This window comes from Vagococcus xieshaowenii, from assembly GCF_004792515.1.
GTDB lineage: Bacteria > Bacillota > Bacilli > Lactobacillales > Vagococcaceae > Vagococcus_A > Vagococcus_A xieshaowenii.
Map to the genome: position 1 here is coordinate 1,396,980 of NZ_CP038865.1, position 25,399 is coordinate 1,422,378.

27 protein-coding genes and 1 other annotated feature are annotated in these 25,399 nt (G+C 34.4%); of the genes, 5 read left to right on the plus strand and 22 right to left on the minus strand.

Translation table 11 applies throughout. The features are described 5' to 3' along the window. Window positions 1-13 precede the first annotated feature (13 nt). From E4Z98_RS06735 to pepA, 9 genes are all read right to left on the minus strand, one after another. A complete protein-coding gene (locus E4Z98_RS06735; protein WP_135254608.1) occupies window positions 14-1,984 on the minus strand; it encodes a V-type ATP synthase subunit I in 1,971 nt (656 codons plus the stop codon). After that, a complete protein-coding gene (locus E4Z98_RS06740; protein WP_135254607.1) occupies window positions 1,971-2,294 on the minus strand; it encodes a hypothetical protein in 324 nt (107 codons plus the stop codon). The genes E4Z98_RS06735 and E4Z98_RS06740 overlap by 14 nt, the downstream gene beginning before the upstream one ends. Window positions 2,295-2,387: 93 nt before the next feature. Next, window positions 2,388-2,438, minus strand: a sequence feature (sodium ion sensor (DUF1646 type); this cis-regulatory element may regulate processes involved in with the transportation of sodium ions). Between the two features lie 160 nt (window positions 2,439-2,598). Further along, entirely contained in the window at window positions 2,599-2,985 is a 387-nt protein-coding gene (locus E4Z98_RS06745; protein WP_135254606.1) for a DUF1292 domain-containing protein, read from the minus strand. 31 nt (window positions 2,986-3,016) lie between these two features. After that, a complete protein-coding gene (gene ruvX, locus E4Z98_RS06750) occupies window positions 3,017-3,439 on the minus strand; it encodes a Holliday junction resolvase RuvX (RefSeq protein ID WP_135254605.1) in 423 nt (140 codons plus the stop codon). After that, window positions 3,439-3,702, minus strand: coding sequence for an IreB family regulatory phosphoprotein (locus tag E4Z98_RS06755; RefSeq protein ID WP_135254604.1), 264 nt, complete (start codon window positions 3,700-3,702; stop codon window positions 3,439-3,441). Before E4Z98_RS06755 ends, ruvX begins: the two co-directional genes overlap by 1 nt. A gap of 69 nt (window positions 3,703-3,771) precedes the next feature. Continuing rightward, window positions 3,772-4,377, minus strand: coding sequence for a YtpR family tRNA-binding protein (ytpR, locus tag E4Z98_RS06760; RefSeq protein WP_135254603.1), 606 nt, complete (start codon window positions 4,375-4,377; stop codon window positions 3,772-3,774). Window positions 4,378-4,410: 33 nt separating this feature from the next. Continuing rightward, the gene (locus E4Z98_RS06765; RefSeq protein WP_135254602.1) at window positions 4,411-4,884 is read right to left on the minus strand and encodes a universal stress protein; all 474 of its coding nucleotides are present in this window, start codon (window positions 4,882-4,884) and stop codon (window positions 4,411-4,413) included. Window positions 4,885-4,915: 31 nt separating this feature from the next. Continuing rightward, complete coding sequence (locus tag E4Z98_RS06770; protein WP_135254601.1) at window positions 4,916-5,230, minus strand: thioredoxin family protein; 315 nt, start codon at window positions 5,228-5,230, stop codon at window positions 4,916-4,918. A gap of 8 nt (window positions 5,231-5,238) precedes the next feature. Then, window positions 5,239-6,315 (minus strand): glutamyl aminopeptidase, encoded by a 1,077-nt coding sequence (gene pepA / locus E4Z98_RS06775; protein WP_135254600.1) that lies wholly within the window; start codon window positions 6,313-6,315, stop codon window positions 5,239-5,241. A gap of 163 nt (window positions 6,316-6,478) precedes the next feature. Here pepA and E4Z98_RS06780 point away from each other — a divergent pair, with 163 nt between their 5' ends. Beyond that, the gene (locus tag E4Z98_RS06780; protein ID WP_135254599.1) at window positions 6,479-6,814 is read left to right on the plus strand and encodes a PepSY domain-containing protein; all 336 of its coding nucleotides are present in this window, start codon (window positions 6,479-6,481) and stop codon (window positions 6,812-6,814) included. A 65-nt stretch (window positions 6,815-6,879) separates the two neighbouring features. Here the strand turns inward: E4Z98_RS06780 and E4Z98_RS06785 are convergent, their stop codons facing one another. From E4Z98_RS06785 to E4Z98_RS06800, 4 genes are all read right to left on the minus strand, one after another. Continuing rightward, window positions 6,880-7,704: a MetQ/NlpA family ABC transporter substrate-binding protein gene (locus E4Z98_RS06785; protein ID WP_135254598.1), complete on the minus strand. Its 825-nt coding sequence runs from the start codon at window positions 7,702-7,704 to the stop codon at window positions 6,880-6,882. A gap of 12 nt (window positions 7,705-7,716) precedes the next feature. Further along, window positions 7,717-8,397, minus strand: coding sequence for a methionine ABC transporter permease (locus E4Z98_RS06790; RefSeq protein ID WP_135254597.1), 681 nt, complete (start codon window positions 8,395-8,397; stop codon window positions 7,717-7,719). Continuing rightward, entirely contained in the window at window positions 8,394-9,125 is a 732-nt protein-coding gene (locus E4Z98_RS06795) for a methionine ABC transporter ATP-binding protein (RefSeq protein ID WP_135254596.1), read from the minus strand. Before E4Z98_RS06795 ends, E4Z98_RS06790 begins: the two co-directional genes overlap by 4 nt. 183 nt (window positions 9,126-9,308) lie before the next feature. Then, on the minus strand, window positions 9,309-10,928 hold the full coding sequence (locus E4Z98_RS06800) for an ATP-binding cassette domain-containing protein (RefSeq protein WP_241856756.1): 1,620 nt from the start codon (window positions 10,926-10,928) through the stop codon (window positions 9,309-9,311). 89 nt (window positions 10,929-11,017) lie between these two features. On the opposite strand from E4Z98_RS06800, the gene E4Z98_RS06805 reads away from it, so the two are divergent. Then, on the plus strand, window positions 11,018-11,989 hold the full coding sequence (locus E4Z98_RS06805) for an Rgg/GadR/MutR family transcriptional regulator (protein ID WP_135254594.1): 972 nt from the start codon (window positions 11,018-11,020) through the stop codon (window positions 11,987-11,989). A 54-nt stretch (window positions 11,990-12,043) separates the two neighbouring features. Here the strand turns inward: E4Z98_RS06805 and trmB are convergent, their stop codons facing one another. The 4 genes from trmB to E4Z98_RS06825 form a co-directional block, all read right to left on the minus strand. Further along, window positions 12,044-12,685 (minus strand): tRNA (guanosine(46)-N7)-methyltransferase TrmB, encoded by a 642-nt coding sequence (gene trmB / locus E4Z98_RS06810; RefSeq protein WP_135254593.1) that lies wholly within the window; start codon window positions 12,683-12,685, stop codon window positions 12,044-12,046. Between the two features lie 49 nt (window positions 12,686-12,734). Next, window positions 12,735-13,520 (minus strand): phosphotransferase family protein, encoded by a 786-nt coding sequence (locus tag E4Z98_RS06815; RefSeq protein ID WP_135254592.1) that lies wholly within the window; start codon window positions 13,518-13,520, stop codon window positions 12,735-12,737. Window positions 13,521-13,630: 110 nt separating this feature from the next. After that, window positions 13,631-14,839: an ABC transporter permease gene (locus E4Z98_RS06820; RefSeq protein WP_135254591.1), complete on the minus strand. Its 1,209-nt coding sequence runs from the start codon at window positions 14,837-14,839 to the stop codon at window positions 13,631-13,633. Further along, the gene (locus E4Z98_RS06825; protein WP_135254590.1) at window positions 14,839-15,576 is read right to left on the minus strand and encodes an ABC transporter ATP-binding protein; all 738 of its coding nucleotides are present in this window, start codon (window positions 15,574-15,576) and stop codon (window positions 14,839-14,841) included. The genes E4Z98_RS06820 and E4Z98_RS06825 overlap by 1 nt, the downstream gene beginning before the upstream one ends. Window positions 15,577-15,700: 124 nt before the next feature. Between E4Z98_RS06825 and E4Z98_RS06830 the strand changes: the two genes are divergently transcribed. From E4Z98_RS06830 to E4Z98_RS06840, 3 genes are all read left to right on the plus strand, one after another. Next, window positions 15,701-16,126, plus strand: a complete 426-nt coding sequence (locus E4Z98_RS06830; protein ID WP_135254589.1) for an HIT family protein — start codon at window positions 15,701-15,703, stop codon at window positions 16,124-16,126. 1 nt (window position 16,127) lies between these two features. Beyond that, the gene (locus tag E4Z98_RS06835; RefSeq protein WP_135254588.1) at window positions 16,128-16,505 is read left to right on the plus strand and encodes a YtxH domain-containing protein; all 378 of its coding nucleotides are present in this window, start codon (window positions 16,128-16,130) and stop codon (window positions 16,503-16,505) included. Window positions 16,506-16,652: 147 nt separating this feature from the next. Continuing rightward, window positions 16,653-17,654 (plus strand): peptidylprolyl isomerase, encoded by a 1,002-nt coding sequence (locus E4Z98_RS06840; protein ID WP_135254587.1) that lies wholly within the window; start codon window positions 16,653-16,655, stop codon window positions 17,652-17,654. A 53-nt stretch (window positions 17,655-17,707) separates the two neighbouring features. Here E4Z98_RS06840 and E4Z98_RS06845 read toward each other — a convergent pair whose 3' ends face one another. The 5 genes from E4Z98_RS06845 to E4Z98_RS06865 form a co-directional block, all read right to left on the minus strand. After that, window positions 17,708-18,649 carry a 3'-5' exoribonuclease YhaM family protein gene (locus E4Z98_RS06845; protein ID WP_135254586.1) on the minus strand — a complete coding sequence of 314 codons (942 nt, stop codon included), beginning with the start codon at window positions 18,647-18,649 and terminating at the stop codon, window positions 17,708-17,710. Between the two features lie 8 nt (window positions 18,650-18,657). Further along, on the minus strand, window positions 18,658-21,321 hold the full coding sequence (locus tag E4Z98_RS06850) for an AAA family ATPase (RefSeq protein WP_135254585.1): 2,664 nt from the start codon (window positions 21,319-21,321) through the stop codon (window positions 18,658-18,660). Next, complete coding sequence (locus E4Z98_RS06855; protein WP_167790923.1) at window positions 21,318-22,538, minus strand: metallophosphoesterase family protein; 1,221 nt, start codon at window positions 22,536-22,538, stop codon at window positions 21,318-21,320. The genes E4Z98_RS06850 and E4Z98_RS06855 overlap by 4 nt, the downstream gene beginning before the upstream one ends. 95 nt (window positions 22,539-22,633) lie before the next feature. Continuing rightward, a complete protein-coding gene (locus E4Z98_RS06860; protein ID WP_135254583.1) occupies window positions 22,634-22,981 on the minus strand; it encodes a YlbF/YmcA family competence regulator in 348 nt (115 codons plus the stop codon). Between the two features lie 82 nt (window positions 22,982-23,063). After that, window positions 23,064-25,232, minus strand: coding sequence for a transglycosylase domain-containing protein (locus tag E4Z98_RS06865; protein WP_135254582.1), 2,169 nt, complete (start codon window positions 25,230-25,232; stop codon window positions 23,064-23,066). Window positions 25,233-25,399 lie beyond the last annotated feature (167 nt).

The window sequence follows — 25,399 nt, forward strand, 5'->3', positions numbered from 1 at the left end:
CTGTTCTGTCTAATTATTTTTTTATTTGTTCAATATTCACATATTTTTCTTTTGTTTTAAGCGGTTCAAATGCTCGACCGCCACCTTTGTAAAATTTACCAAAAAACTCTACATACTGTAGTCGGGCACCATGTACATAGGCACTTAATAAAGATAAAAAGATATTAAGACCATGTAAGGCAATGATCAACAGAATTCCTATACTGAATTTAGCTATAGGTGGCATAAAATCCACCAACATATTAAACGCAGCTGCGATACTACCACCTGAAATTCCTAACGCCATTAAACGAGTAAAGCTAACCATATCACCGATGTAACTTGTTAATCCGTATAAATTATAAGCACCTTTTGCTAATCCCTTAGCCTTTGAACGATTTCCTTTAAGAGGTGCTAATAAAATGATGACGGCACTGATACTTATTAAACCTATTCCGATAATAAAAAAGGCTGGTTGTTTTAACAGTAATTTTCCTAATAAACTAATGACTATCCCAATCAAAATCCCTTGCCAAGCAAAGCCTTCTGATACTGCTGCTAAATAGTTTTTCTTACGAATGTTTTCTTTAGCATTTAACGCTAATCCTACAATAATTTGAATAAAACCAAAAATTACTGAAAGCAGTAATATAGTGATAACATCTTCACTTGTAGATAAAATTGGTTGATACGGCATACTTAAACCAAAAAAGGAATTATAAATCAAGCCCCAAATCATCGTAGGTATCGATAAAATTTTAAAAAATGCCATAAACCGTGATGTCCCTCTTGGTAAGGTCAGCTTTTTTAAGGCAACTGTCGTCCCCACTAACATCAATAAGCCATAACCTACATCAGCCACCATCATCCCAAAGAACACTAAAAAGAAAGGAACAAACCACGGAGTAGGATCAATTTCATTGTATTTGGGCAAGCTATACATTTCCGTTAACAGTTCAAATGGTTTAACCAATTCATGATTGAGTAGTTTAGTTGGAACTTCTTGATTTATTTCCTCCGCTGTCGGCTCTTCAAACGTTAGATAAAATGATTCTTTTGATATTTTTTTCTCCAGTGTATACGTTAATGTTGCAATATCAGATTCACCAATCCATCCCTGTAATACCAAAAGTTGTTCCGTTGTTAAAATATTTTGGTTAACCTTTTCTCGTTGAAGTTTAGCTAATATCACCTCTTCAGCCAGTTGAAATACTTTGACTTGTGTTCTTTTTTGACCTATCAATTTTGTTAGTTTCTTCCTACTTTGGTGATTGGTTGATAAATCTTTTTTGACTGCCATCAATTGTTCTTTAGGTAATATAGAATCTTCATATGATTCGATTTTGACACTGAAGCGACGGCAAACGTCAATCACAGACTGCTTCATTTCATTAAGATAAACAAACGATACATAGGTTTCCTTTTCATCTTGATAAATCATTTCAATATAAAGGTATTCTAGCTGCTCCATTTGTTGCTTAAACTCATCCCAATTTTCACTAGCAAGTACACCTAATTCCATTGTTTTTATTGAATTAGTTACGTGATGAGGTAATACATCTAGATTTTGCCATTTACTATAGTACTCTTCTGATTCAAGCAAATGTTCTTTATTATTTGTTGACTGTTCCCATTGTTTTTTTAACATGAGAATTACTTCAATCTCTTGATCAATCGTGATTTCATCATATGCCTCTTCTAATGTTTGAAGATCAGTTTCATATCGCTTCAACTGCTTTCTTTTAGCTTTACTGTCTCCATGATGCTCAATAAAGGTCAATATTTCTTCAATTTTTTTTAATCGTATCTGAAATTCTTGTTGTTTGGCGACAGATTCTTGAGGTGTCACCTCTTTAAAATATTTTTTTCGCCAATTATTATTTTCAAAATCAACAAAGACGTTTCTTATTTCCACGTTTTGCATCCCTTGAATAGTCTGTAATATCACATCTTTCAACAGGTTTTCAGTGATAATAGTCATTTTTTTCATTTTAGTTACGGCCATAGGTTTCTCTCACCCTTTCGATGATTGCTCGAACCGCAGCTTCATTATTTTGATCATATCGAGCAGTTAATTGTTCGATTAATTGATTATTTTTTTCTTGTAGTACATCTTTTTCTTCTTCTAATTTCTTTTGTTCTAGAGCTTCTTTTTCTTTCAGCAATAGTGCCATTTCTTCTTTCAGCAATTGCTTTTCTTTTGCTAAAAGTTGCTTTTTTTCTTCTTCGTAGCTAGTTAGTTCCTTTAATAAACACTCTTTTTTATACACATTTTCTTTTTCAGCTACTTGTAGCTTTTGTAATGCCTCTTCCATCTCATTCACTTCCTTTCCAATAAAAAAAGCACACTTCATTTTTTGAAGTATGCTTTAATAAACAAAAAAGAGCACAGACAACAAAAACCATGGTTCTTCTCACCCCGTGAAGAACTAGATCCTTGAAGCATATTATGCCCAACCGTTAATTATTTAATTGTTTCTATAAAAATTATAACAAATAGTTTCATTGTTTTCAAGAAAAGGACTAAAAGTATTGGATATTTTTCAGAATTCTCTCTTGTAAAAAGATGTCCTCCCCTTAAATGTTTCCATTTAAGGGGAGGCACTTTTCATCTATTTCTTATTCTTCTTCTGCTGCAAAGGCATTGAAAACTTCTTCAATCATATCCCATTCAGCATCTGTTTCAATCGCTTTTAATTCGCCTTCTGTATCATCTTCGCTTTCAATGTATTGATAAGCTAATAAGTCAATTTCTTCTTCGCCATCTTCATCGAATTCTGCTGGATATAATAAGACATATTTTTTGTCTGCGAATTCTTCTTCACCGTCAATTGTTAATAAAATCTCGAATAATGCTTCATTTCCTTCTTCATCAACTAATGTGATGTATTCACGGTGATCATGTTCATGACTATGGTCATGGTTATGTCCACATCCGCATCCTTCATGTTTTTCTTCTGTATGGTCGTGACCGCATTGGCAATCGTGATCGTGATTATGTCCCATTCTATTACCTCTTCCCGATTAATATTATTTATTATTTTGAATGTCTATCCAAATAATTTTGTAAAATCATTACTGCAGCTAATTTATCAATGACTTTCTTACGTTTACTACGTGATGTATTAGCTTGTTCTACTAACATACGCTCTACTTCAACCGTCGTTAAACGTTCATCTTGATACTCAACTGGTATATCATAAAGTTCTGCTAAGGCATCCCCGTACGCCATTGACGCTTCTGCACGAGGCCCAAGGGTATTGTTCATGTTCTTAGGTAAACCTAAGACCACTTTTTCAACTTTGTATTCATCGATTAACTCTTTGACACGTTGATAACCAAATTCACCTGCAGACTCATTAATTTGTATTGTCTCGATTCCTTGAGCTGTCCATCCTAAACGATCACTAATCGCAACACCGACAGTCTTAGAACCAACATCTAATCCCATAATTCTCATTAACTAATCCCATTCTCAGATAAATAACTTCTGATTAACTCTTCCATAATTTCATCACGTTCGTGGCGACGTATTAAATTACGTGCTTCTTTATAACGTGGGATGTAAGCTGGATCCCCAGATAATAAGTAACCAACAATTTGATTCACTGGGTTGTAGCCTTTTTCTTCTAATGCATGATAAACAATACGTAACGTTTCACTGACTGATTGTTTATTTAAGTCATTGACGTCAAATTGCATAGTCTCATCTGTATAGTTCATTTAAATCCACCTCTTTCTACATGTGTATCTTCATTTTACAAGAAAGGGGGTTAAACTACAAATATTATTTTAGCCTTTAAACGCAGAACCTACAATTGATTCTTCTGGTAAAACTAGAATACCTTTAACTTGAGGCGCATCTGGTAAATTTAATTCTTTAGCAGAACATACCATACCAAAACTATCAACACCTCTTAAATTCCCTGGCCAAATAATCAAGCCATTAGGCATCATAGCACCTGGTTTAGCTACTACCACTTTTTGTCCTTGTTCAATATTTGGTGCACCACAAACAATTTGTAATTCTTCCCCATTGTCTACTTCAATTTGTGTAACAGACAAGTGATCAGAATCTTCATGAGGAACACATTCTTTTACGTATCCTACAACAAATTTAGGCGTATTATCCGCCACTAATGAACCTTCAAAACCATTAGTCATTAATTGTTCATTTAATTTAGCCACTTGGTCATCTGTTAAGAAAACTTGACCATTTCCTTCTAAATCATCAATATACGTTGAAACATCAAAGAAATTATAACCAACTGTTTTATCAGCTGTTGCAATTTTTGCAACATTTCCTTTACGTTCACAAGAAACTTCTTCTGTTCCCGAATTATCAACAATGGCAATTAAGACATCACCGACTGCTTCTTTGTTATATGAAAAAATCATCACTTACTCCTAATTCTCAGACGTTCTGTTTGTCTAGTTTTTTTTGCTTTTTATATCTTTGTCTGAACGAACAATCAAGACATCACATTTAGCATGTCTAACGACATATTCACTCACACTTCCAATAATAACACGTTCAACTGCATTTAATCCAGATTGACCAATCATGATTAAATCTACATCGTACTTTTCTGGTAATTCTTCGGTCATCACATACTTAGGGGTGCCAAATGTTAAAACAGTCTCTAGATTAGTAAATCCTTGCTTATTTGCGTATTCTACATAATCTTGTAACATGGTTTTAGAACGATCTTTCTCCACTTCGATAATATCAGCACTTGTTAAAGCATAGCCTGTATTACCAAATAAGCGACTCTCAATAATGTGTGCCAACACCACTTTTGCATCATTTCTTTTAGCAACCGCAATTGCTTTTTGAAACGCTTGAAATGCCTGATCACTACCATCAATACCGACTAAAATTGTTTTATACTCTTGTAATAACATATCAAACACCTTCCTTTTCTATATCAATTAATTAGTAAAAGGGTGTGATGAACTCGATAACTTCCGCTTTAGTTTTACGATCCTTGCTAACGAATCTTCCGAGTTCTTGCCCTTTATCTACAATAATAAAACTTGGAATCCCCATAACATTCATTTTGATGCAGGCATCTAAAAACTGATCACGATCTACTTCGACAAATGATAACTCAGGAAAATTAGCCATAATCTCTGGTAAATGTGGTTTGATAAATACGCAATCTCCACACCAATTAGCAGTAAAAAACAACACATGTTTCCCAGTATTAATTAATTCAGCCAAGTGTTCTAAACTGGTTGGTTTAATCATTTAGTTGCCTACTTTCCATAAATAATTTCGTTAATTTTTTCGTTAGTCAATGTTGTCATTGAAGTAATTAACATTTTTTTAGCTGCTTCATAATCTGATAAGCGATACATTGTTTGATGAGTATGAATATAACGTCCTGGCACACCAATTACAGTACTTGGAATGCCATCATTCATCATGTGAGCCGCACCAGCATCTGTTCCACCTTTTGATACAAAGTATTGATGTGGAATTTCGTGTTCTTCTGCTAAATCTAGTACGAATTCACGCATACGTTTTAACATGATCATACCTGGGTCAAAAATTCGAACTAAGAAACCTTCACCTAATTTACCAAATGTATCTTTTTTACCTTCTAAATCATCGGCAGGTGAGCAATCAACAGCAAAGAATAAATCTGGCTTAAATTTATGTGTAGAAGGACGTGCACCACGTAAGCCAACTTCTTCTTGAACGTTAGCACCTGCAACTAAATGGAATGGTAAGTCAACGTCTTTTAATGTTTCAAGCATCTCAATAACTGCGACACATCCGTAACGATTATCCCATGCTTTCCCAATTAAATTTTTTCCATTTGCTGATAGAATCGTTTCAACATCTGGAACAATACTATCTCCTTGACGAACACCATATTCTAGCGCTTCTTCTTTTGACTCAAAACCTGCATCAAATAAAATATCTGTCACTTGAACGTTGCTTTGCCCATTTGAACCACGTAACAGATGCGGTGGTACTGATGATGAAACAATTGGGTAGTTACCTTTACGTGTTTTCAACGTGAAGCGTTGTGCTGATACTACGTATGGATTCCAGCCGCCAAGTGGTTGAACTCGCATCATACCGTTATCCATAATTTGCGTTAACATAAAACCAACTTCATCCATATGCGCCGCTACCATTACTGTTTTAGCTTCAGGATTTTTACTTTTTTTAATACCAAAGATACCGCCTAATCCATCGTACTCAATACGATCTACTAGTGGCGTCATTTTTTTCTTCATTAGGGCGCGAACATCGTCTTCAAAACCGCTTGTTCCTTGCACCTCTGTTAGTTCTTTAATAAGTGAGAATGTTTTTTCTTCCATATTCTATTAATCTGCCTTTGCAGATATCCACCTCTCTATCTTCTTACGTTTATTATACCTTATTTTAGCCATTTTGTTATAACAAACTCCATCAAACATGAATTGTTTAGAATTTTTTTTTGATATGTTACAATAAGAAAGAAAATTAAGGGAGGTTGTTTTAATGACACAAAACAAAAACAATGCACTCATTGGCTGGGGATTACTTGGAGCTGCTGCTATTGGTGTTGTTGGTGGCGTATTAGCAAATAAAAAATACCAAGAAACCAAAAACTTATCACCTGAAGCTATCTTAGAAATTGTAAAAGAACATTTCCTAAGTGAGGGGCCTATTGAAGGCTCATGGATTAACTATACACAAGAACAATTGCAAAAATTTGCAGTCACTTATACAACCTATACAGGAGGTATCACACGAAAAGAAGGCGATGAAACAATTCAATACGAATTCATCGCAGATGCTAAGACAGGTAGTATCTTAGACGTTTATCCCCTATAAAAACAGGTTTCCTTCAAAAAATATGAGGGAAACCTGTTTTTTAGTTATTCTACTGGTTAGATGAATTAAAATGATGGAATTAAAGACACACTGTTCTCTTCATTTTCTAAATAATCACGCACACCATCGCTTGCTACAGCTTTTTTTAATACTTGAATAGCTTCTGAATCCACATTATCTTCTCTAGCAACCAAGCTAATAGCAAAATGATTATCGTTTGGTTCTTCTAATAAAATAGCATCCTCAGGAGTTAAATTAATTTTTTTCAAATAAGTTGGATAGTTATAAACCAATGCCATATCTGCTTCATCATAAGCAGATGCTAAGTTTACTAAGTCGATTTCTTTGAATTCAAAATTCTTTGGATTTTCAACAATATCTTTCACTGTTCCTTCAAATGATACGCCATCTTTTAGTTTGATCAATCCTTTTTCATCAAGAATAGCTAAGGCTCTTCCTTGATTAGATGCATCGTTTGGAATAGCGACTTTTTTATCGTTTGGAATGTCTTCAATTGTTTTATACTCTTTTGAATAATAACCCACTTTTGCATCATAAACTGGTTGTGCAATCACTAAATTTCCTTTGTAAGCTTCATTGAAATCTTGCATGAATGGCTCATGTTGGGCTAAATTAGCATCCACTTCTTTGTCATTCAATAATTTATTGTATTGTACATTATCATTTACTCGTACCATTTCAATGGTGTAACCTTCTTTTTCAGCTTCTTTATTCGCAATTTCTAAAATATCTGCAACAGATTCCATCTGAGACGCAACTTTGATCACTTTTAGATCTTGCTCTTTACTTTGCTCTTCAGATGTATTTTTGCTTGCGCATCCTCCTAATAACATTGCTAAACTTGATAATAATAATAATATTTTTTTCATCCTTTTTCTCCCTCATCTTCTTTTATCTATTTTTTTTGAAACAAATGAACCCAATAATTGAATCATCACGACCATCACAATCATTAAGACAATGGTTAAATACATCAGAATAAATTCATAAGATTGATAACCATAACGAATAGCAAAGTCCCCAATCCCTCCACCACCTACGACTCCCATAATGGTTGAATAAGACACCATTCCAATTGTCACAGTTGTAAAACTCAAGACTAAACTCGAACGGGCTTCCACGTATAAGAAATTAAAAATAAATTGACGTAAGGTTGCTCCAAGAGATTTGGCTAAAGCAATCGTTTCGACTGGCACATCCAGTAGTGATTGTTCAACCATCCGACCGTACTGAGCCACCGCCACAAATGAGAGTGGGAGTGAAGCTGCGCCTGTTCCAAATGAGGTTCCAAGTACTAACCGTGTAAAAGGAATTAATGCCACCACTAGTAATAAAAATGGAAATGAACGGACCACATCAACGTAGACAATCGCTAATTTGGATAAAAATTTCATCGCAGGATGTTTTAATTGATCGGTTTTCCCTAAGAAAATTAAGGTCCCCATCGGTAGTCCAATCAAAAGTGCTACCGTCATCGACACGAGCAACATTAAACCGGTTTGCGCACAGGCGGTAAATAATTCAACTCGGTACGTATTAAAGACATCGATTATTTCTTTCATTGTAAATACTCCACAACTTGTTCATAATAATTCGCTGATTGTGTGACAACCTCTTCAGGTTCTACTTCAATCACCGCTAACAAATTACCTTTTTCCATGATACCTGCGCGCTCGCACCATTGTTTTATTAACGGCAACTCATGGCTGACAAAAATCACGGTCGTGCCGAATTCCGTCTGCACTTGCTTAAGGAGCTTCATGACTTCAAAGCTATTCTGTGAGTCAAGCGCCGAGGTCGGTTCGTCACACAATAAAATATCTGGTTTCGTCACTAACGCTCTGGCAATGGCGACTCGTTGTTTTTGCCCACCGCTCAGTTGCACCGGATACTTGTCCTGATACGGTGTCATTCCGACAAATTCCAAGACATTAGCAACTAACTTATCATCGGATTTCCCCTGTAATTTCAATGGTAACTTCACGTTCTGCTTGACCGTTTGATTTTGCAACAGATTAAATTGTTGAAAAATCATCGCCGTCTTTTGAACCATTTTTCTTACTTCTTGCTCATTCATTTGATTCAATGATTGACCATTTATCAAAATATCACCTGAAGTGGGGACTTCTAAGCGATTCATTAACTTCAATAAAGTTGATTTTCCCGAACCACTCTCACCAACTAAGCCAAAAAATTCATTAGGTTTAATGTGGAGCGATACAGAATTTAAAGCTGTTATACTTTTTTGATTCTGCTGATATATTTTTGAGATATTTTTCAATTCAATCACTCTGTGTTGCACCTCCTACTAGACACCATAATGCCATAGTATTATCACACACTCAAAGAAACTTTGTGAAAAAAGAAAAATTTATTCTTCCATAAAATTAACGTTCCTATCATATCAACTATTACAGACTTTAAAGCTGTTACAAAAAGAACAATTTTGTATTTTTATATAAAAAAAGAGAAGCTAACTTGCTTCTCTTGCTTGTTTATCAAGTGGTATCACACGATCAAAGCCACGTTGTTCTTCTGTACTTAATTTATGCCCGACTTCAATTACTGTACCAGGATAAGCGTTAATTATATCACGAATTGTTAACGAAGTTTGTTTGTCTAGTGCAGAAGTCCCTTCATCAATTAATAAAACCGGACGCTTCCTTAATAAAGCTCTAGCAATTTCTAACCGTTGAATTTGCCCACCTGACAAATCCCCTTGCCCTTCACCTAATAAATAATCCCAGCCCTTTTCAGCAACGACATCCGCTAACCCAACTTGTTCGATGACATGCTCAAGCGCCTCGTCTGAATAATCTTCGCCAAGCGTTACATTGAATCGAAGTGTCCCTTCAAAAAGATATGGTGTTTGCTGAATATAGCTGAAAAATGATTGAAGTTTAGTGTCAGGATAGGACTGGCTCTGCAGTTGATTGATTTGATAGCTTCCTGAAGATAATTGTTTCTGACCTTGTAGCGTCTTTAACAACGTACTTTTACCAAATCCTGAAGGAGCAGTAATTAATATTTTTTCACCTGCCCGAACTTCTAATGACGTTTGTGGCATTAAAAGCAAATTGTCTTGCTTAACTTCTCCATCACTAATGATTAACGACTCAAACACCATCGACTCATTAATAGCATATATTTCATTGGCGCTATCTTGCTCGATTGGTTCTTCTTTATCCAAAAACTGATTTAATGTCTCTTGTATCGAAGTAGTCGTTGCTTTTTGATTTTTTAACTGCATGAGCTCAATCAACGGATACACAAAGTTATTCGACAACTGTAAAACACCCATGAAAACAGCAAATTCAAGTTGTCCTTTAATAGTTAAATAAACACCTAAAGCAAAAGGCAGTAAAAGGCCAGAAAACCATGAGATGAAATAAACAAAAATGTCTGAAAGAGCTACCTTTTTGGTCATCTGAGCAAAACTTTTTTCTAAATCATGTGTAACTTTGTTCATTCTTTTTTGCATAAAAGGAGACACATGATACGTTCGAATAGTTGTTAAACCTGATAATGTATCTTTAATAGTACTAACATAGCACTGGTTAGCTGCTTGCCAGCTCTTGCTAGCACGAGAGATTGAACCTTTCGTAAACTTGCCAACAATTAGAGGAAGCAAGGCACCCACTATATAGACAATTGTCATCTTAACATCAAAAAGTAAGGCCCCTGCAATTGAAATTACTACTTTAAACAGACAAGAGAATGCTTGAATTTCGACTAAGAAGCCGTTTGTTTCTAACTGTTTCAAATCATTGGTTAAAAATGACAAACCTTCGCTAGTTTCTATTTGGCGATTATTTAACAACACCGCCATCACTCGTGTTTTCAAGGACTCATTAATCGTTTGAATTAATTTCACCTTTGTTAATTTCGTCGAATAGTTGATAATAGCAAATCCAATCAGCAAAATTGCACCTACAAACAAAATTTGTTTAAACAAGACTAAATCTTTATTGGTCGCTGCCTTAGTAAAACCACTGACAATATAAGCAAAAATTAAGCCCTGACAAGCATCTAACATCATACATAATAAACAAAGCAACCATTCTCTTTTCTTCCCATATTTAGTAATTAACATCTTAACCACTTCCTTTCCCCCTGATTGTAAAATAAATAAAAGAGCGTTAAACTAAAATTACAATATACTGTAAATATAGAGGTGAGCAGATGAAAACTTATGGTGAGGTATTTCATTATTTACGAACAAATAAGGGAATGAAACTTAAAGAACTAGCAGACGAACAACTATCTATTTCACTCATTGCCCAATTTGAAAAAAATCAATCTAAATTATCTTATGACCGCTTTATTCGGTTAATGAACAAATTAGAGGTTTCTTTAGAAGAAATACAGACTCTTTTAGAACAATCTACTATAGAAAAGAGCTATGAAGATATATTAATGACAGAGTATCAAAATATAACAAATAGTGTGGTCGGTTACGACAAAGAGTTATTTTTTCATATACATCAGCAATTAATACAAAAATCACAAGAAATTTTTACATATTTACAAAAGCACCCTAGTTTACGTTTAGCTCATTATTACCAATTTGTATTAATTAATAATCAGATGTGGTATGAACTTACTTCACATGACAAACAACTGAGATTAAGTTATTGCCAAACAAAAGTACAATCCTATTTATCACCTATTATCCGATACTTACTTTCGGTAGATAACTGGGGAGTATATGAAATTTCGTTAATGAATCGTTTTGCCATCGCTATGCCCATTGATTTACTAATGAAATTAATGAATCAAGCAACTAAAAGAGCCAAATGTTATCTAGATTTTCCAGGAAATCAAGAAATGATTTTCAATGTTTTTTTGACTTGTTTTTCAGTATCTTTAAACTTGGATGCATTTGATGAATCCAAACTCATTCTCAAAAAAATAAGAGACCATCTAAAAATAAATCCAGATACACGTTACGCTATGCGTTTAATGTTTTATGAATCACTCTTACAAAACAGAATGGGGAATAATCAAGAAGGCGAACGACTTTTCCAACAACTGATAGAAACCTATAATCTAATAGGATTACCTGAACTAGGAAAAAAAATAACAGAAGAACGAAAAAATATGGAATACGCAGAAAAGGAAGGAGCATTTTCCGTCTATATTTATATTGTTTGAGACAAAAAAACAGGCAAACCACTCTTTCATCTGAGTAGTTTGCCTAGTTTATGTTTATTTCACAAATTGTGCTTCGACGCGGTAAATCGGTTGGCCTTTACTTGAGAACTTCTCCTCGTATTCGGTCATGACATTACCTTCAAAGTTAGAAGCATGTAAGTCTAACCAGACTTGTTTTAGGCGCATGCCATATTCTGAGAAACTGACTAATGAATATTCAAATAAACCTCGGTTATCGGTTTTGAAGTGAACTTCACCGTTATCAACTAAGATCGTTTCATACGTTGCTAAAAATGTTTTATACGTTAAACGACGCTTTGCATGACGTGTTTTAGGCCATGGGTCTGAGAAGTTTAAGTAGACTAAATCAACTTCACCTGTTTCAAAATATTCGGTTAATGCTGATCCATTCACATGTAAAATTTGTAAATTAGGTAATTTTTCTTCTAATTGTTTTTCTAAAATAGAAACTAACACACTTTGTTCTAATTCAATCGCGATATAATTAATATCAGGATTTTGTTTCGCCATTCCGACAATAAAGCGACCTTTACCAGAACCAACCTCGATATGTAATGGTTGTGATTTTTCAAATCTGCTTTGCCATTTCCCTTTGTAACTTTCAGGATTTTCTACAACATATTGTGGGTTTTCTTCAATTAACTCTTTCGCCCATGGTTTATTTCTGACTCTCATAATTTCTCCTTTTCACAGAAAAAGTTGAGCGAGTTCTCACTTGCTCAACTTATTCAAATATAAAATAATCTTTTAAAAGCATGACTTCTTGTTGTACTTTTTCATTATTATCTAACATATAATAGTGTTTAATATTTAACAATAGCATCATCCCAATGTACCACTGAACTTTTTGTAAATATTCAGGTGTCGCTTCGATACCATAAGCTTGTAGCCAAGCTTGCCATTCATCTTTTGGAATATAACGACATAATATGTAGGCAATATCAACGACAGGGTCTGCTAACACACAATTATCCCAATCGACTAAATATAACCGATTATCTTCTGAAACATACCAGTTATGATGCACTGGATCTCCATGACAGACACACAAATCCGTATCATTTGGTAAGTGATCTTCTAAATATCTAAATACCCGATGTAAATACTGATTATCTTTAAGTTCTTGCGGCACGTCTTGTGCATATTCTCTTAAAAAATCAAACGCACTTCGTTTATGGCCGCCAACTTTACTTAACATAGTCTTTAGCGAATTGGAATGATGGAGACGTAGTAATAATTTAATGACATCAGCATTTTCTTTCATATCAGCTGAACTCAACACGTTACCATCTAGCCATTCTTGCGCAGTGATTACATCACCCGTTCCCGTACGCTTCGTCCACAATAATTTCGGTGCAACGCCTTCTTGAGAAAGTGCAGCAAGAAACGGGGTGGTATTTCGTTTTATAAATACTTTTTCAGTATTACGAATGCCCATATAGGACTTACCGGTATCTCCTGCAATCGAGTGCAGGGTCCACGTATTATCAAATTGAAAATCTGTTTCCATAAGTCCCTCCACCATTTCTAATTAGTTAACCTTTCTTCAAGAAAAACTAGCATTTTCTATTGTATCTCGCAATGTCGTATACGTCAAGATAGCACAACATAACATCTGTCTTATTTTTTCAAACGAAACGGAATGTAAAGTGACGTTAATGCTAATGTAAAGACGAATGTTATTGCAATGGCTATTAGTTTATTCATAGCGCCAGCCACAACAATTGCTAATAACACTGATAACACAAATGCAGCTAATAGTAATAGCATCGTGATAACTTTTTGAAGACCTTTTTGTTTTTGTCTATCTTCTAATGGATACAGCTGCGTCATGACCATATAGTCAAACTGTTGAAACATTGGAATAAGTTGGAAACCTATTAAGAAGATTGCTACTAAACTAATCGGTAACGCCATGTATAAGCTACTTGCAAAGCACAACATAACGATCGCGACAAGCAGTAAACGGATAAACATCCCACTATACTCATTACCACGTACAAAACTTCTTGCAAATAAATAAACATAAGGGTTTTTATCATTTTTTGTTGCTACTTTAATAAGGGAATCAAAATAACTACGGCGTTTCACTTGACTCTTAATACCAGGAACGTCTGTAAACAAGTTGATAAATTGATAGATTTTTTTCTGACGGCTATTTTCCGTTTTAATCGCTTGATCCCAATCAAAAATTCCAGATGTTAACGTTGTATGATTTTTTTTTCTAATCAAGAACGCCATAGCTACTGCCATAACTAAGCCTATCCAGCCATTGATAAATAATGACGTAACAATAGTCACTCCTGCTATTAGCCAGTAAAGCAGGGGTAAACGTCGATGTTCTTCTTCAGTCAGTTGATAAAGTTGTGTTTGTTTGATGGTTAAATGCGTCCATTTCAGCACGTACATCATTAATAACAGTGGTAAGAGTGTCAACCAATGACTTGTTTGATTAGTTAATAACAATGGGCCGCATAAAAACGTAACGACCGTTACCACCACAAAAGGGACGCCTAACGAATGATTAAAAGCCCTCGCCAAATAATGACGAATTTCTTTTTCTTTAGGTAATAGAAACACTTTATCCGCTTCTTCAACCAATGTAGCTATATGACCAACACTTAAACTTGCTAACCAAATCAGGCTTACCAATAATTTCAATACTACCGGGTGATCGCTAATAATTTTAATAAATTCCGTATAGTAAAAAACAAAGCCTCCTACCATAAATAGTAAGAGTAATGACATATGATCATTAAATACGTATTTTAAGTAGCGAAATATCTTTTTTTGATAACGACTTAATCTTAATTGGAAAAGTTCAGCCATTAAGCAATCCCCTCTTCCTCAGTTAACTTCACATAAAATTCATCCAATGACGCATTAGGTAAGTTAAATTCTTGACGTAACTCAGACATAGTTCCAATGGCACGAATTTTCCCTTCATGTAGAACGACAAAGCGATCACAATACTTTTCAGCCGTTGCTAAAATATGGGTCGACATTAAAATTGCAGCCCCTTGTTCTTTCATTTCATTCATTAACTCAAGCAACGCATGAATAGCTAACGGATCAAGTCCTAAGAAAGGTTCATCAATAATATAAAGGCTAGGCTCAATTAAAAAGGCACATAAAATCATTACCTTTTGTTTCATTCCTTTAGAAAAATTTGATGGAAACCATTCTAATTTATTTTCTAATCGAAATGTTTTTAATAAACTTTCAGCACGTTTCATGCCTTCTTCTAAAGGAATGTCATATGCCATACAAGTAATTTCAATGTGCTCTTTTAAAGTTAATTCTTCATATAGAGCGGGGGTTTCAGGAATATAACCAATTTTTTTTCGGTAAACAGACGGATTGGTTGTTAATTGCTCATCATCAATCGTTATTTCGCCTTTTTGAGGTGTTAATAAGCCAATAATATTTTTGATTGTCGTACTTTTTCCTGCACCGTTTAGGCCGATTAATCCCACTAATTCGCCAGATGAGACTTCAAAATTTATATCTTTTAATACAGGTAAATGACCATAACCACCTGTTAAATTTTTTATTTTTAAACTCATGTTTGTCCTCCTTTATTCACTTTAATTATTATAACATAATTGTATTTTAACAATCATTTCCTTTTGACTTTGCCTTGTACTTTCCTTATCATTAACTTATAGCACTATTTAAGGAGGGAATATAATGACAGACTGTATTTTTTGTAAAATAATTTCAGGTGATATCCCTAGTTATAAAGTATATGAAGATGAAGAGGTATTAGCTTTTTTAGATTTATCACAAGTAACCAAAGGACATACCCTAGTAATTCCTAAAAAACATGTCACTGATATTTTTGAATACGACGAAGATTTAGCAGCAACTTTATTTGCTAGAGTACCAAAAATCGCCCGTGCGTTAGAACAAGCCTTTCCAGACATGCAAGGCTTAAATATAGTGAACAATAATAAGGCATTAGCCTATCAATCGGTTTTCCATTCACATGTTCACCTAATTCCACGTTACAGTAAGCAAGATGGCTTTAGTTTATCATTTGCTAATAATCAGGCTGACTACACACCTGAAGCTATGGAACAGATTGCCCATGCCATAAAAAAAGAGGTGAACTAATATGGCAAAATTTTCAAAAGGTGTCTTATTCGGTTCACTCCTAGGTGGGGTGTTAGGTTTACTTTATGCACCTAAGAGTGGTAAAGATTTACGTCAACAATTTTCATCTGATATGAACCAATCAAAAGAAAACATGGTGAACGCCTTAGACACTTCTGCTCAAAACGTCGACGAGATGCAAAGAAGTTTAACAGACTTGAATGAGTCATTATCTAAATTTAACGAGGTCGCGCGTGATCTACTACCAGATATCGCAACTGAAGCAAAAGAAACCATCGAGACATTCAAATTTCAGAGCTCCCCTAGAATCAAAGAAATTAAAAAAACAACTGAGCAACTAACACAACATTTAAATGAGTTTAAACAAAACAAATCATAATTTTTAAGCTTCGTTTAAGTTAACAATGTTTAACTATTCTATGGATTGACCAGACTTTTAGTTTATTTAAAATTAAAATATGGTATATTATTATAGGATATATAAACATGTATAAAACATAAATGAAAAGAAATGGAGTCACATATAATGAAAACAAAAAAATTTAAATTAGCGATTATTGGATTTATTTGCGCAACAACATTAGCTGCTTGCTCATCTGAAAAAAACGAAGATGTTATTACCATGAAAGGTGATACAATCACTGCTGTTGATGTTTACAATGAAGTCAAATCAGATAGCACTGTTCAATCAAAAATTACTAACATGATTTTACATAAAGTAGCCGTTAATGCTTACGGTGACAAAGTAGATTCAAAAGAAGTAGATAAAACATTTAACGAAACAAAAGAACAATATGGTGATTCATTTGCCTCTGCTCTATCACAACAAGGCTTAACAGAAGAGTCTTACAAAGACGCCTTAACATCAAATGCTGCGTTTGAAAAAATGTTAGAAGCTCACATCAAAGTTAAAGATGCTGACTTAAAGAAAGCATGGGCTGACTTCCATCCTGAAGTTGAAACACAATTAATCGCAATGAACGATGAAAAAGAAGCGAAAAAAGTGTTAGAAGCTGCTAAGAAAAAAGATGCTGACTTTGGTAAATTAGCTAAAGATAACTCTACATTAGAATCAGCTGCTGATAAAGGAACAACTAAATTTGATTCAACAGATACAGCCGTTCCTACAGAAGTTAAAGATGCTGCTTATAAATTAAAAAATGGTGCGGTTTCTGATTTAATTAAAGTAAGTTCATATGATGCTAACTACCAAGAAACAACTAGCTACTATATTGTGAAAATGGTTAAAACTCAAGACAAAGGTAATGACATGAAACCTTTCAAAGAAAAATTAACTGAAATTATCACTGAAAATAAAAAGAACGATAGTGAATTCCAAGTTGATGTCATTAGTAAAGAATTTAAAAAAGCTAACGTAAAAGTGAAAGACGAAGATATCTCTTCAGTTATTAGCCAATTCATCCAAGAAGAATCTACTGATACTTCAACTAAATCTTCAGATAAAGCAACTGATGCTTCAGATAAAACAACTGAATCTACAGAAGCTTCAACTGAAACATCTAAATAATAAATAAAAGGTGTGAGACCATTTATGTCTTACACCTTTTTATTTATCTACAACTAAACGTTAGGCAAATAGAAATTACGATTATCTAATCCAAAAATTCTCTCAGTTCTCTCACCAGGTTCGATTGATTTTAATGCTCCTAACATCATTTGAATAGACGCATCTAGATTATCTAATTGATGTAGAATTTCAGCCTCCATAATTTGTGGTCTTACAGGTGAACCATATTCTAATAAACCATGATGAGACAATACCATATGTTTCAACACAACCACATCTTCAGACATCTGATCTAATTTTAATTCCTCACAGGCTTTAGTAATCTCTTCGTCAACGATAACAATATGTCCCAGTAAATTACCTGCTAATGTATACTCTGTTCCAACTGATCCTGAAAGTTCGATAACTTTCCCTAAATCATGTAATAATATCCCCGCATAAAGTAATGATTGGTTAACTTGTGGATAGAAATGAATGATTCCTTTAGCCAACCTTAACATTGATAAGGTATGGAAGGCTAAACCTCCTGCAAACGCATGATGATTACGTTTAGCTGCTGGAAATTCATAAAATTCCTCATGATACTTAGCATATAAATGACGTACAATACGATTCCATGTAGCGTTTTGAATATCAAAGATAACTTGTTGAATCTCTTCTTCCATCTCTTCACGTGTCATCGGTGCTGCTTCCATATACAGACTTGGATCATGAGGTTCTAACTCAGTAGCAAGTCGCATGTTAAGAATTTTAATCTGCGGTGCATTTTGATAGGCTTCACGTTTACCGCCTAATAACACAACAGTTCCTGCCACAAATTTTTCAATTTCTTCATCACTGGCTCCCCAAAACTTACCATCTATAGAACCTGATTTATCCTGAAACGTTAAAGCAATAAATTTTTTCCCGTTTTTTGCGACGCGTACGTCAGCATTTTTTAATAAGACAAACATTTCAAATGTTTCGTCTAGCACTAATTCCTTTAATTTTTTCATGGTTCCTCCTAAAGATTAATCACGCTCACTTGTTGCTGTTCTGCAAATTCTTTTAGACTTTGATCTGAACTAAAGCAAATAACTTGTACGTGAGCACTTAATTTATGTAATGCGTTAAATAACGCATTTTTTCGATCACTATCATAATGTAACCAACTATCGTCAATTAGTAAAGGAGATAATTGTTCCTCACTATGTAGCGTTAAAAATGCCAATCTCATGGCCATGTATAATTGGTCTTTAGTTCCGGTTGATAGTTCATTTAAGGTGAACGATTTTCCCGTGACGTGTTGCGCCATTAATTGACCTTCTACAAATGTACAGGCTTTATAATTTCCTAATGTTAGCTCATTGAAATACTCTGAACAAATAGCTAATAATTGTGGTAACTGTTCTTGTCCCATGACATCTTGAATATCTTGAGAAAGTGTCGTCACAAGTTTATTAACTACCCACTCTTCTTGCGTTTGATTAATTTCACCTCGTAAATTAGCCTCTAATTGATACAACTCAGATAGACTACCATCTTCTTCCATTCGTTGAATATCATAATGAAGCGCATCATATTGCTCTTGTATTTCCTTCAATTGTTGTTGTAATTCCATAATTTTTTCAACTTGTGTGGTATGTGTTTGCTTTAGCTTCTCTAGCTCATAATGAGCATTTGGATTAAAGTTAGCACTCACGATACGTGTTTGATGCTCTAATTGTTGCTTTAATTGCTGTTGTTCTTCTTGTTTTCTAATAAATGCGGGTAGTTCTTCAAATGATTCCATGCTATAGCGAGTCAAGCGAGTCATGAATTGATTCACTAATTTATTTTTTTGCTGACGTGCATTTTTTAATGAATCAAAAACTTGATAGGTATCTGAATGTTCCAATAAATATTGCTGTTGCTTTTGTTGCATCTCATGAATATAATTTGTCACTTCTGATAATTTAGGCAACATTTCCTCAACTGTCATACTAAATCGGTCTACTAACCAATCATTAATAGCCAAATAGTCAGTTAAATATTTTTCATTAATGGCCATTGCCTCAATCATTTCTTGAGTGGATACTTGCATATCAAACAAGCGTTCACGTAAGGTCATCTCGTCTAGCCATTGCTCTGCCTGTTTGTTTTCATTAAATTGATAAATACCAGCAAACGTCTGCTTGGCACTGTTAATTTTTTCTTCCTCTTGCTTCAAGGTATGAATCACGTTACGATTTTCTTCCAGTTCTCTGTCTACTAAAGCAATCGCTTGGCTTTGTTCCTCAGTCGTATCATCTTTTTGAAACACTTGATACAAGAAATAGCCCAGTAATCCTAAGGCTAATAGGCAGAAAAAGGAACCAAACCATATCATTTTTAAGAGCAGAACAAATCCAAGCCCTAAAATACTAAAGCCAAACGCACCATATAGATAGCGATAATCTATTTTTTTGGGTAGTGAGACTTCAAAATCAGCCGTTACCAACGACTCTTTTTGTTGTAGAAGCGACACTTCTTTAGTCTGTTGCTCTTCATAATGTTTTTTCAAACTTTTCTCACGCATAGCGAGTGATTGAATTTCTTTTAGCCCATTATTTTCTGGATAAAACGATTCTTCAATTTGAGTTATTTTTAAATGCGTTTGTAAACTAGTAATTTCTGCTTGTTTATCCGCTTGAGAGGCTTTCATAACGTCAATCTCTTGGGCCATCTTTTCTAAATAAGGACGATCTTGTTGAAATTGTTTGAAACGATCTTCGTTATTTAAATAATATGCAAGTGCTTCACTTTCTGTTTTAGCAGAATGTCGTAATTGTTCTTCTGTTAAGCGACGCTCTTGCTCATCTAAAATTTGGTACTTCTGATACGCTTTACGATAGTCACTTAATGTTTCTTCATCTAATACAATATCCTGCTTGTCTTCTTCTGTTTTTAAATGGTTATAACGTTGCCAATCATCAAAATGTTCAATTCTTCTAGCAAGTTTCTCATTCAATTGGGTCTCTTCTTGTAAAAAGATTTGTAAATCTTCCATTTCATCTACTAAATTATCACGATCAAATAGCTTCTTCTGATAGACTTTTTCTTCATTTTCTTTTTGCGTTAACTGTCGTTTTAATTCCTCATATTCTTCTAATTGTTGATTGATTTTCGGATTTTTCCCACGAGGACGATATAATTGATCCGCAGCTTTTATATTGGCTTCTTGAAATTCCACTAGTTTTTTGCTTCCTGTCAAGCCGATATTTAATAATTGTTTTTGTAAATTCTCTTCAGACAAGTTACTTAATGTTTGTAATTGTGTTTGATCTAAGCGAAATACTTCATCAAATAACTCTTCATTTAGTGGCAGTAGCATCTCTTGCAAAAATTTTTCATCCGCTTGTGAACCATTTTCTAAGATGACCACTGCTTTGCCTTTATTTTCGGTTTTAATGCGTCTAATTTTTATTTCTCCATATACTGGATGTTCCAACGTTAGTTCACCACCATATAACGCCTGTTCTTTAGGCTCATATGACTGACTGCTCACATTTTTCCTTGGAAAGCCAAATAAGATGGTCTTAATAAATTGGTACATCGTTGATTTTCCAGCTTCATTTTGACCAAAAACCAATGTCATCTCATCAGATAACGTGACGTGTTGATTAATTAATTTACCAAATCCTACAATATTTAATTGCCTAATTTTCATGATGATTCACCTTCCCTTAAAGAGAATGACTCACTAAACTGTTCTTTAGCTTGTTCAATAAGTTGTTGCTGCTTACTTTCATCAATTGCTACTAGTTGTGCTGACATAGCATTTTTATATAAGTCCCCTATTAATTCCTGGAATTTTTCTGGTTCCTGATAGGTTTCTAAAAGAGCATCTACTTTTTCCTCCTTGAGTGGCAATGAAAAGCGTTCAGGCTGATAAATAGGTACTGTTTTTAATGCATATAGCCATGTGTTTCCATTAGACGCTTCAAATAATTCTTTCTGTAGTATGTAGAGTAACTCTTTTTTTTGTGATGGATCTTCAAGTAGTGCAGAAAATTTTTCAGACATATTATCTAACTTTAACGATACAAATTCATACCCCTCTGCTTGTTGATTAAACAAAAGACGGCAACGATTAATCAAGCTTTGCATATTTTCTAATGAAGAGGTATCTACTAGTTGCTCTAACCATTTAACTTCTGAAACTTGATGCCATTCATATGACAACCCTGTTGAACTCGATTCCACTAATACATACTTGCCACTGTCTTTATCCTTTTGTGTATGTGGAATTAAACTACCTGGATAAATCATTAATGGCTGTTCTTGAATAACTTGTGGCTGATGAATATGCCCTAGTGCCCAATAATCATAACCTTTTTCGTTTGCAAGGGTTGGTGAGAATGAGGCATAAGGATTATCACCGATTTGCCCATGAAAAAAACCAATATGATAATCTACGTCTTGTTTTCTGTGTGGATAAGCTTTTGTCATATTATTTTCAATCCAACGATGCTCATAAGAAAATCCCGAAATAGCTACTTGTTGACCATCTTTGGTTGCAATCGTAATCGTTTGAACTTCTTCGGCATCAAATAAATAAACATTACGTGGGAATTCAAACCAGTAGCGATGTGCTTGATAATAATCGTGATTTCCAAAAGACAAGACAACGTGAATACCATGTGCTTCTAAACGCCTTAATTGTTGAATAAAGAAATTTTGGGTTTGAATAGTAATTTTAGGTTGGTGGAATGTATCTCCCACAATCAATAAAAAATCGACTTCTTGAGCAATAGCCTCATCTATTAATTTAACCATTGCTAGTTTGTTTTGTTTTAGTAAGTTAGTAGCAACGTCATGCGGGATTTTTCCTAATCCTTCAAAAGATTGGTCTAAATGCATATCTGCAACGTGCATAAATTTCATTGTCATCACTCCCCAAAAACTATATAGTAGTGCTCGTTAACTTTTGGTAAAAAAAAAGCTGTCTCAATATCAAAAATACAGAGACAGCCTATTTATTATTTATCTTCGTACAATTCTTTAACTGGCGTCATGATTATTCTGTTTAAATCATTAATGATGACACTAAATGCTTGTTCTTTTTGCATTAAATTCGCAATTTTTTCAGATGATTGAACTTTTTCCGTTAAGGCTTGAGCATTTTGTGCATCCTCATCAGTAAATTCTTCACCTGTCATTTGTTTTTGTTGGAATGAAACTTGTAATTCTTGGAATTCAATGAATAATTTATATTCTGCTTCGTCTTCCTTCAATGCATCAAACGCACTTTTTAATTCGATGAATTGTGGTGTTTCACGAATATCTCTTTCGATTTGATTTGCACTATCATAAATATTAACTGCCATAAAATAGTCTCTCCCTTATCCTTTTTTGATACTCTTATTGTACCATTAGTCACTTAAATTTCCCATCTAAAGTCTCTTGAATCTAACGATTTATTAGACCGTTAAACGCATCTGACATTTGATCTTTCCAGTAATGTAAACCATCTTTAATTTTTTCTTTAATACTTGGTAAATTTTCTTCAACAGAATCTTTTACTTTATCACTAACACTGTCCTTAATTTTATCTTTCCATGACTCTAATGTATTACCAAATCCCGATGAACCATCATCATTAACATCGCTCACATCAAAGCTCGTTTGAGGAGAGTTAACTAAGATTCGTTCGGCTTGGTCTTTAAATAAAGCAGATAGATTTTGTCCACTTGAACCTGTTAAATAATGTGTTTCACTACTTTGATCAAAACCAATCCAAGTCGCTAACACAACGTCTGGAGTATAACCAATAATCCATTGATCCTTGGCGTTACCATCTGAAGAAATATTTTCTGTTGTTCCTGTTTTCCCTGCCATTTGGAAGCCATAAGGTTTAGCAGAAGCTCCTGATCCTGTTGAGAACACTCCCATCATCATGCTTGTCATATCATCTGCAACTTTTTTAGATGTCACACTTTTAGCCTTAGGTGTTTCATTCTCATACACTATCTTACCTGAGGCATCTTCTATTTTACGAATAAAGCGTGCTGGTGTCTGTTGCCCATCATTAGCAAACACACTATATGCACTCGCCATACGCATGGGTGTCGTTCCTTTAGTTAAACCACCTAAGCCCATACCATAATAATGATCTTGCTCATCTAAATTAATACCAAACTTTTGTACTTTATTGAAACTTGTATCAATCCCAATTTTATTCATTAACCACACTGCCGAAACATTCAAACTTTGTTCTAATGCATAATGCATGCTGACATCTCCGTAATATTGCCCATCGTAGTTTGTCACATCATAAAAATCAATAGGATCATCTTTTAAAATAGAATCGGCATTATAACCTGCTTCTAATGCTGGTGTGTAAATTGCCAAAGGTTTCATCGTTGAACCAGGTGAAAGGCTAGCTTGTGTTGCACGATTAAGATCGCGATAACCTTTCTCTCCACGACCTCCCACTACAGCTTCTACACCACCTGTTGTTGGGTTTAAAGCAATAGACGCACCTTGTACTGTCTCACCATCTTCAGCATTAGGTGGGAAAAGATAATCATTGGCAAACGATGTATCCATTCCTTGTTGATAATTTTGGTTTAAATACGTATATACTTTGTAGCCTTTCTTTTGTAAATCTTCAGCTGAAATCTTGGTCTTAGCTTCTACTTCATTTAAAACCGCATCAAAATAGTAGGGATAACGATAACCGTTAGTTGTTTCATTATAATTATCCGCTAAATAAATTCCTGCGGATGTATATTGATCAGCCTCTTCTTGCGTTAGCTTCCCATTGTCTACCATGACACTTAATACAGTATTTCGTCGATTAATGGCATTATCGTAATGATCAATTGGGTTGTAGATTTCCGGTCCTTTTAACATGCCAACTAATATCGCAGCTTCATCTACGGTTAAATCTTTGGCTGTCTTGCCAAAATAACGATGCGAGGCATCTTCAATTCCTTTTACTCCATTGGCCATATAGACATTGTTCAAATACATCTCTAGTATCTCGTCTTTGTTGTAAGTCTTTTCAATTTCAATTGATAGGAATAACTCTTTTGCTTTACGAATTAATGTTTGATCTAAGTTTAAATACGCATTTTTTGCTAATTGTTGCGTAATCGTACTTCCCCCACCCGTAATACTTCCAGTGGTTAGTTTTCCCACAACAGCACGTGCAATTCCTTTTAAGTCGTAACCACGATGCGTATAAAAACGACGATCTTCCGTGGAAACCAGAGCATCAATGACATAAGGTGATATTTCATCAATAGTCACAAACGTACCTTTTTGTCCTAATGTTCCCGCTTCTTCATCCGATTGATCATAAACAATTGTTCGTTGTTGTAAACCAGCCTTCAACATCCCCACGTTTTGACTCTTGGCCAAGACAAATAGATAGATACTTGTGATTAGTACCGTCAGTAAGGCTAGTAAGACAAGAATTTTATTCACTTGATACTTCTTCCAAAATCGTTTGCGTTTTTGTTCAAAACTAACGAGTCCCGGTTGAATTTTGGACCAAATGGGTAGCCAATACTCCATAATAGTTGCCCAAAAATGCTTCAGCTTCTCTGCTATTTCCGTCATTTTTTCTTTCATTTATTTTGTCCCTCATTTACGTATTAATTTTTACTAGTTAATATGCTTCATTTTAGCATAGTTTGCTTAAAAACATCTAAATCTCTAGACGGATATTTGTAATTTATCTATTTTTTTACATTTGACTAGGGAACTCTCTTCAAACTATGTTACAATCTAATAAATAA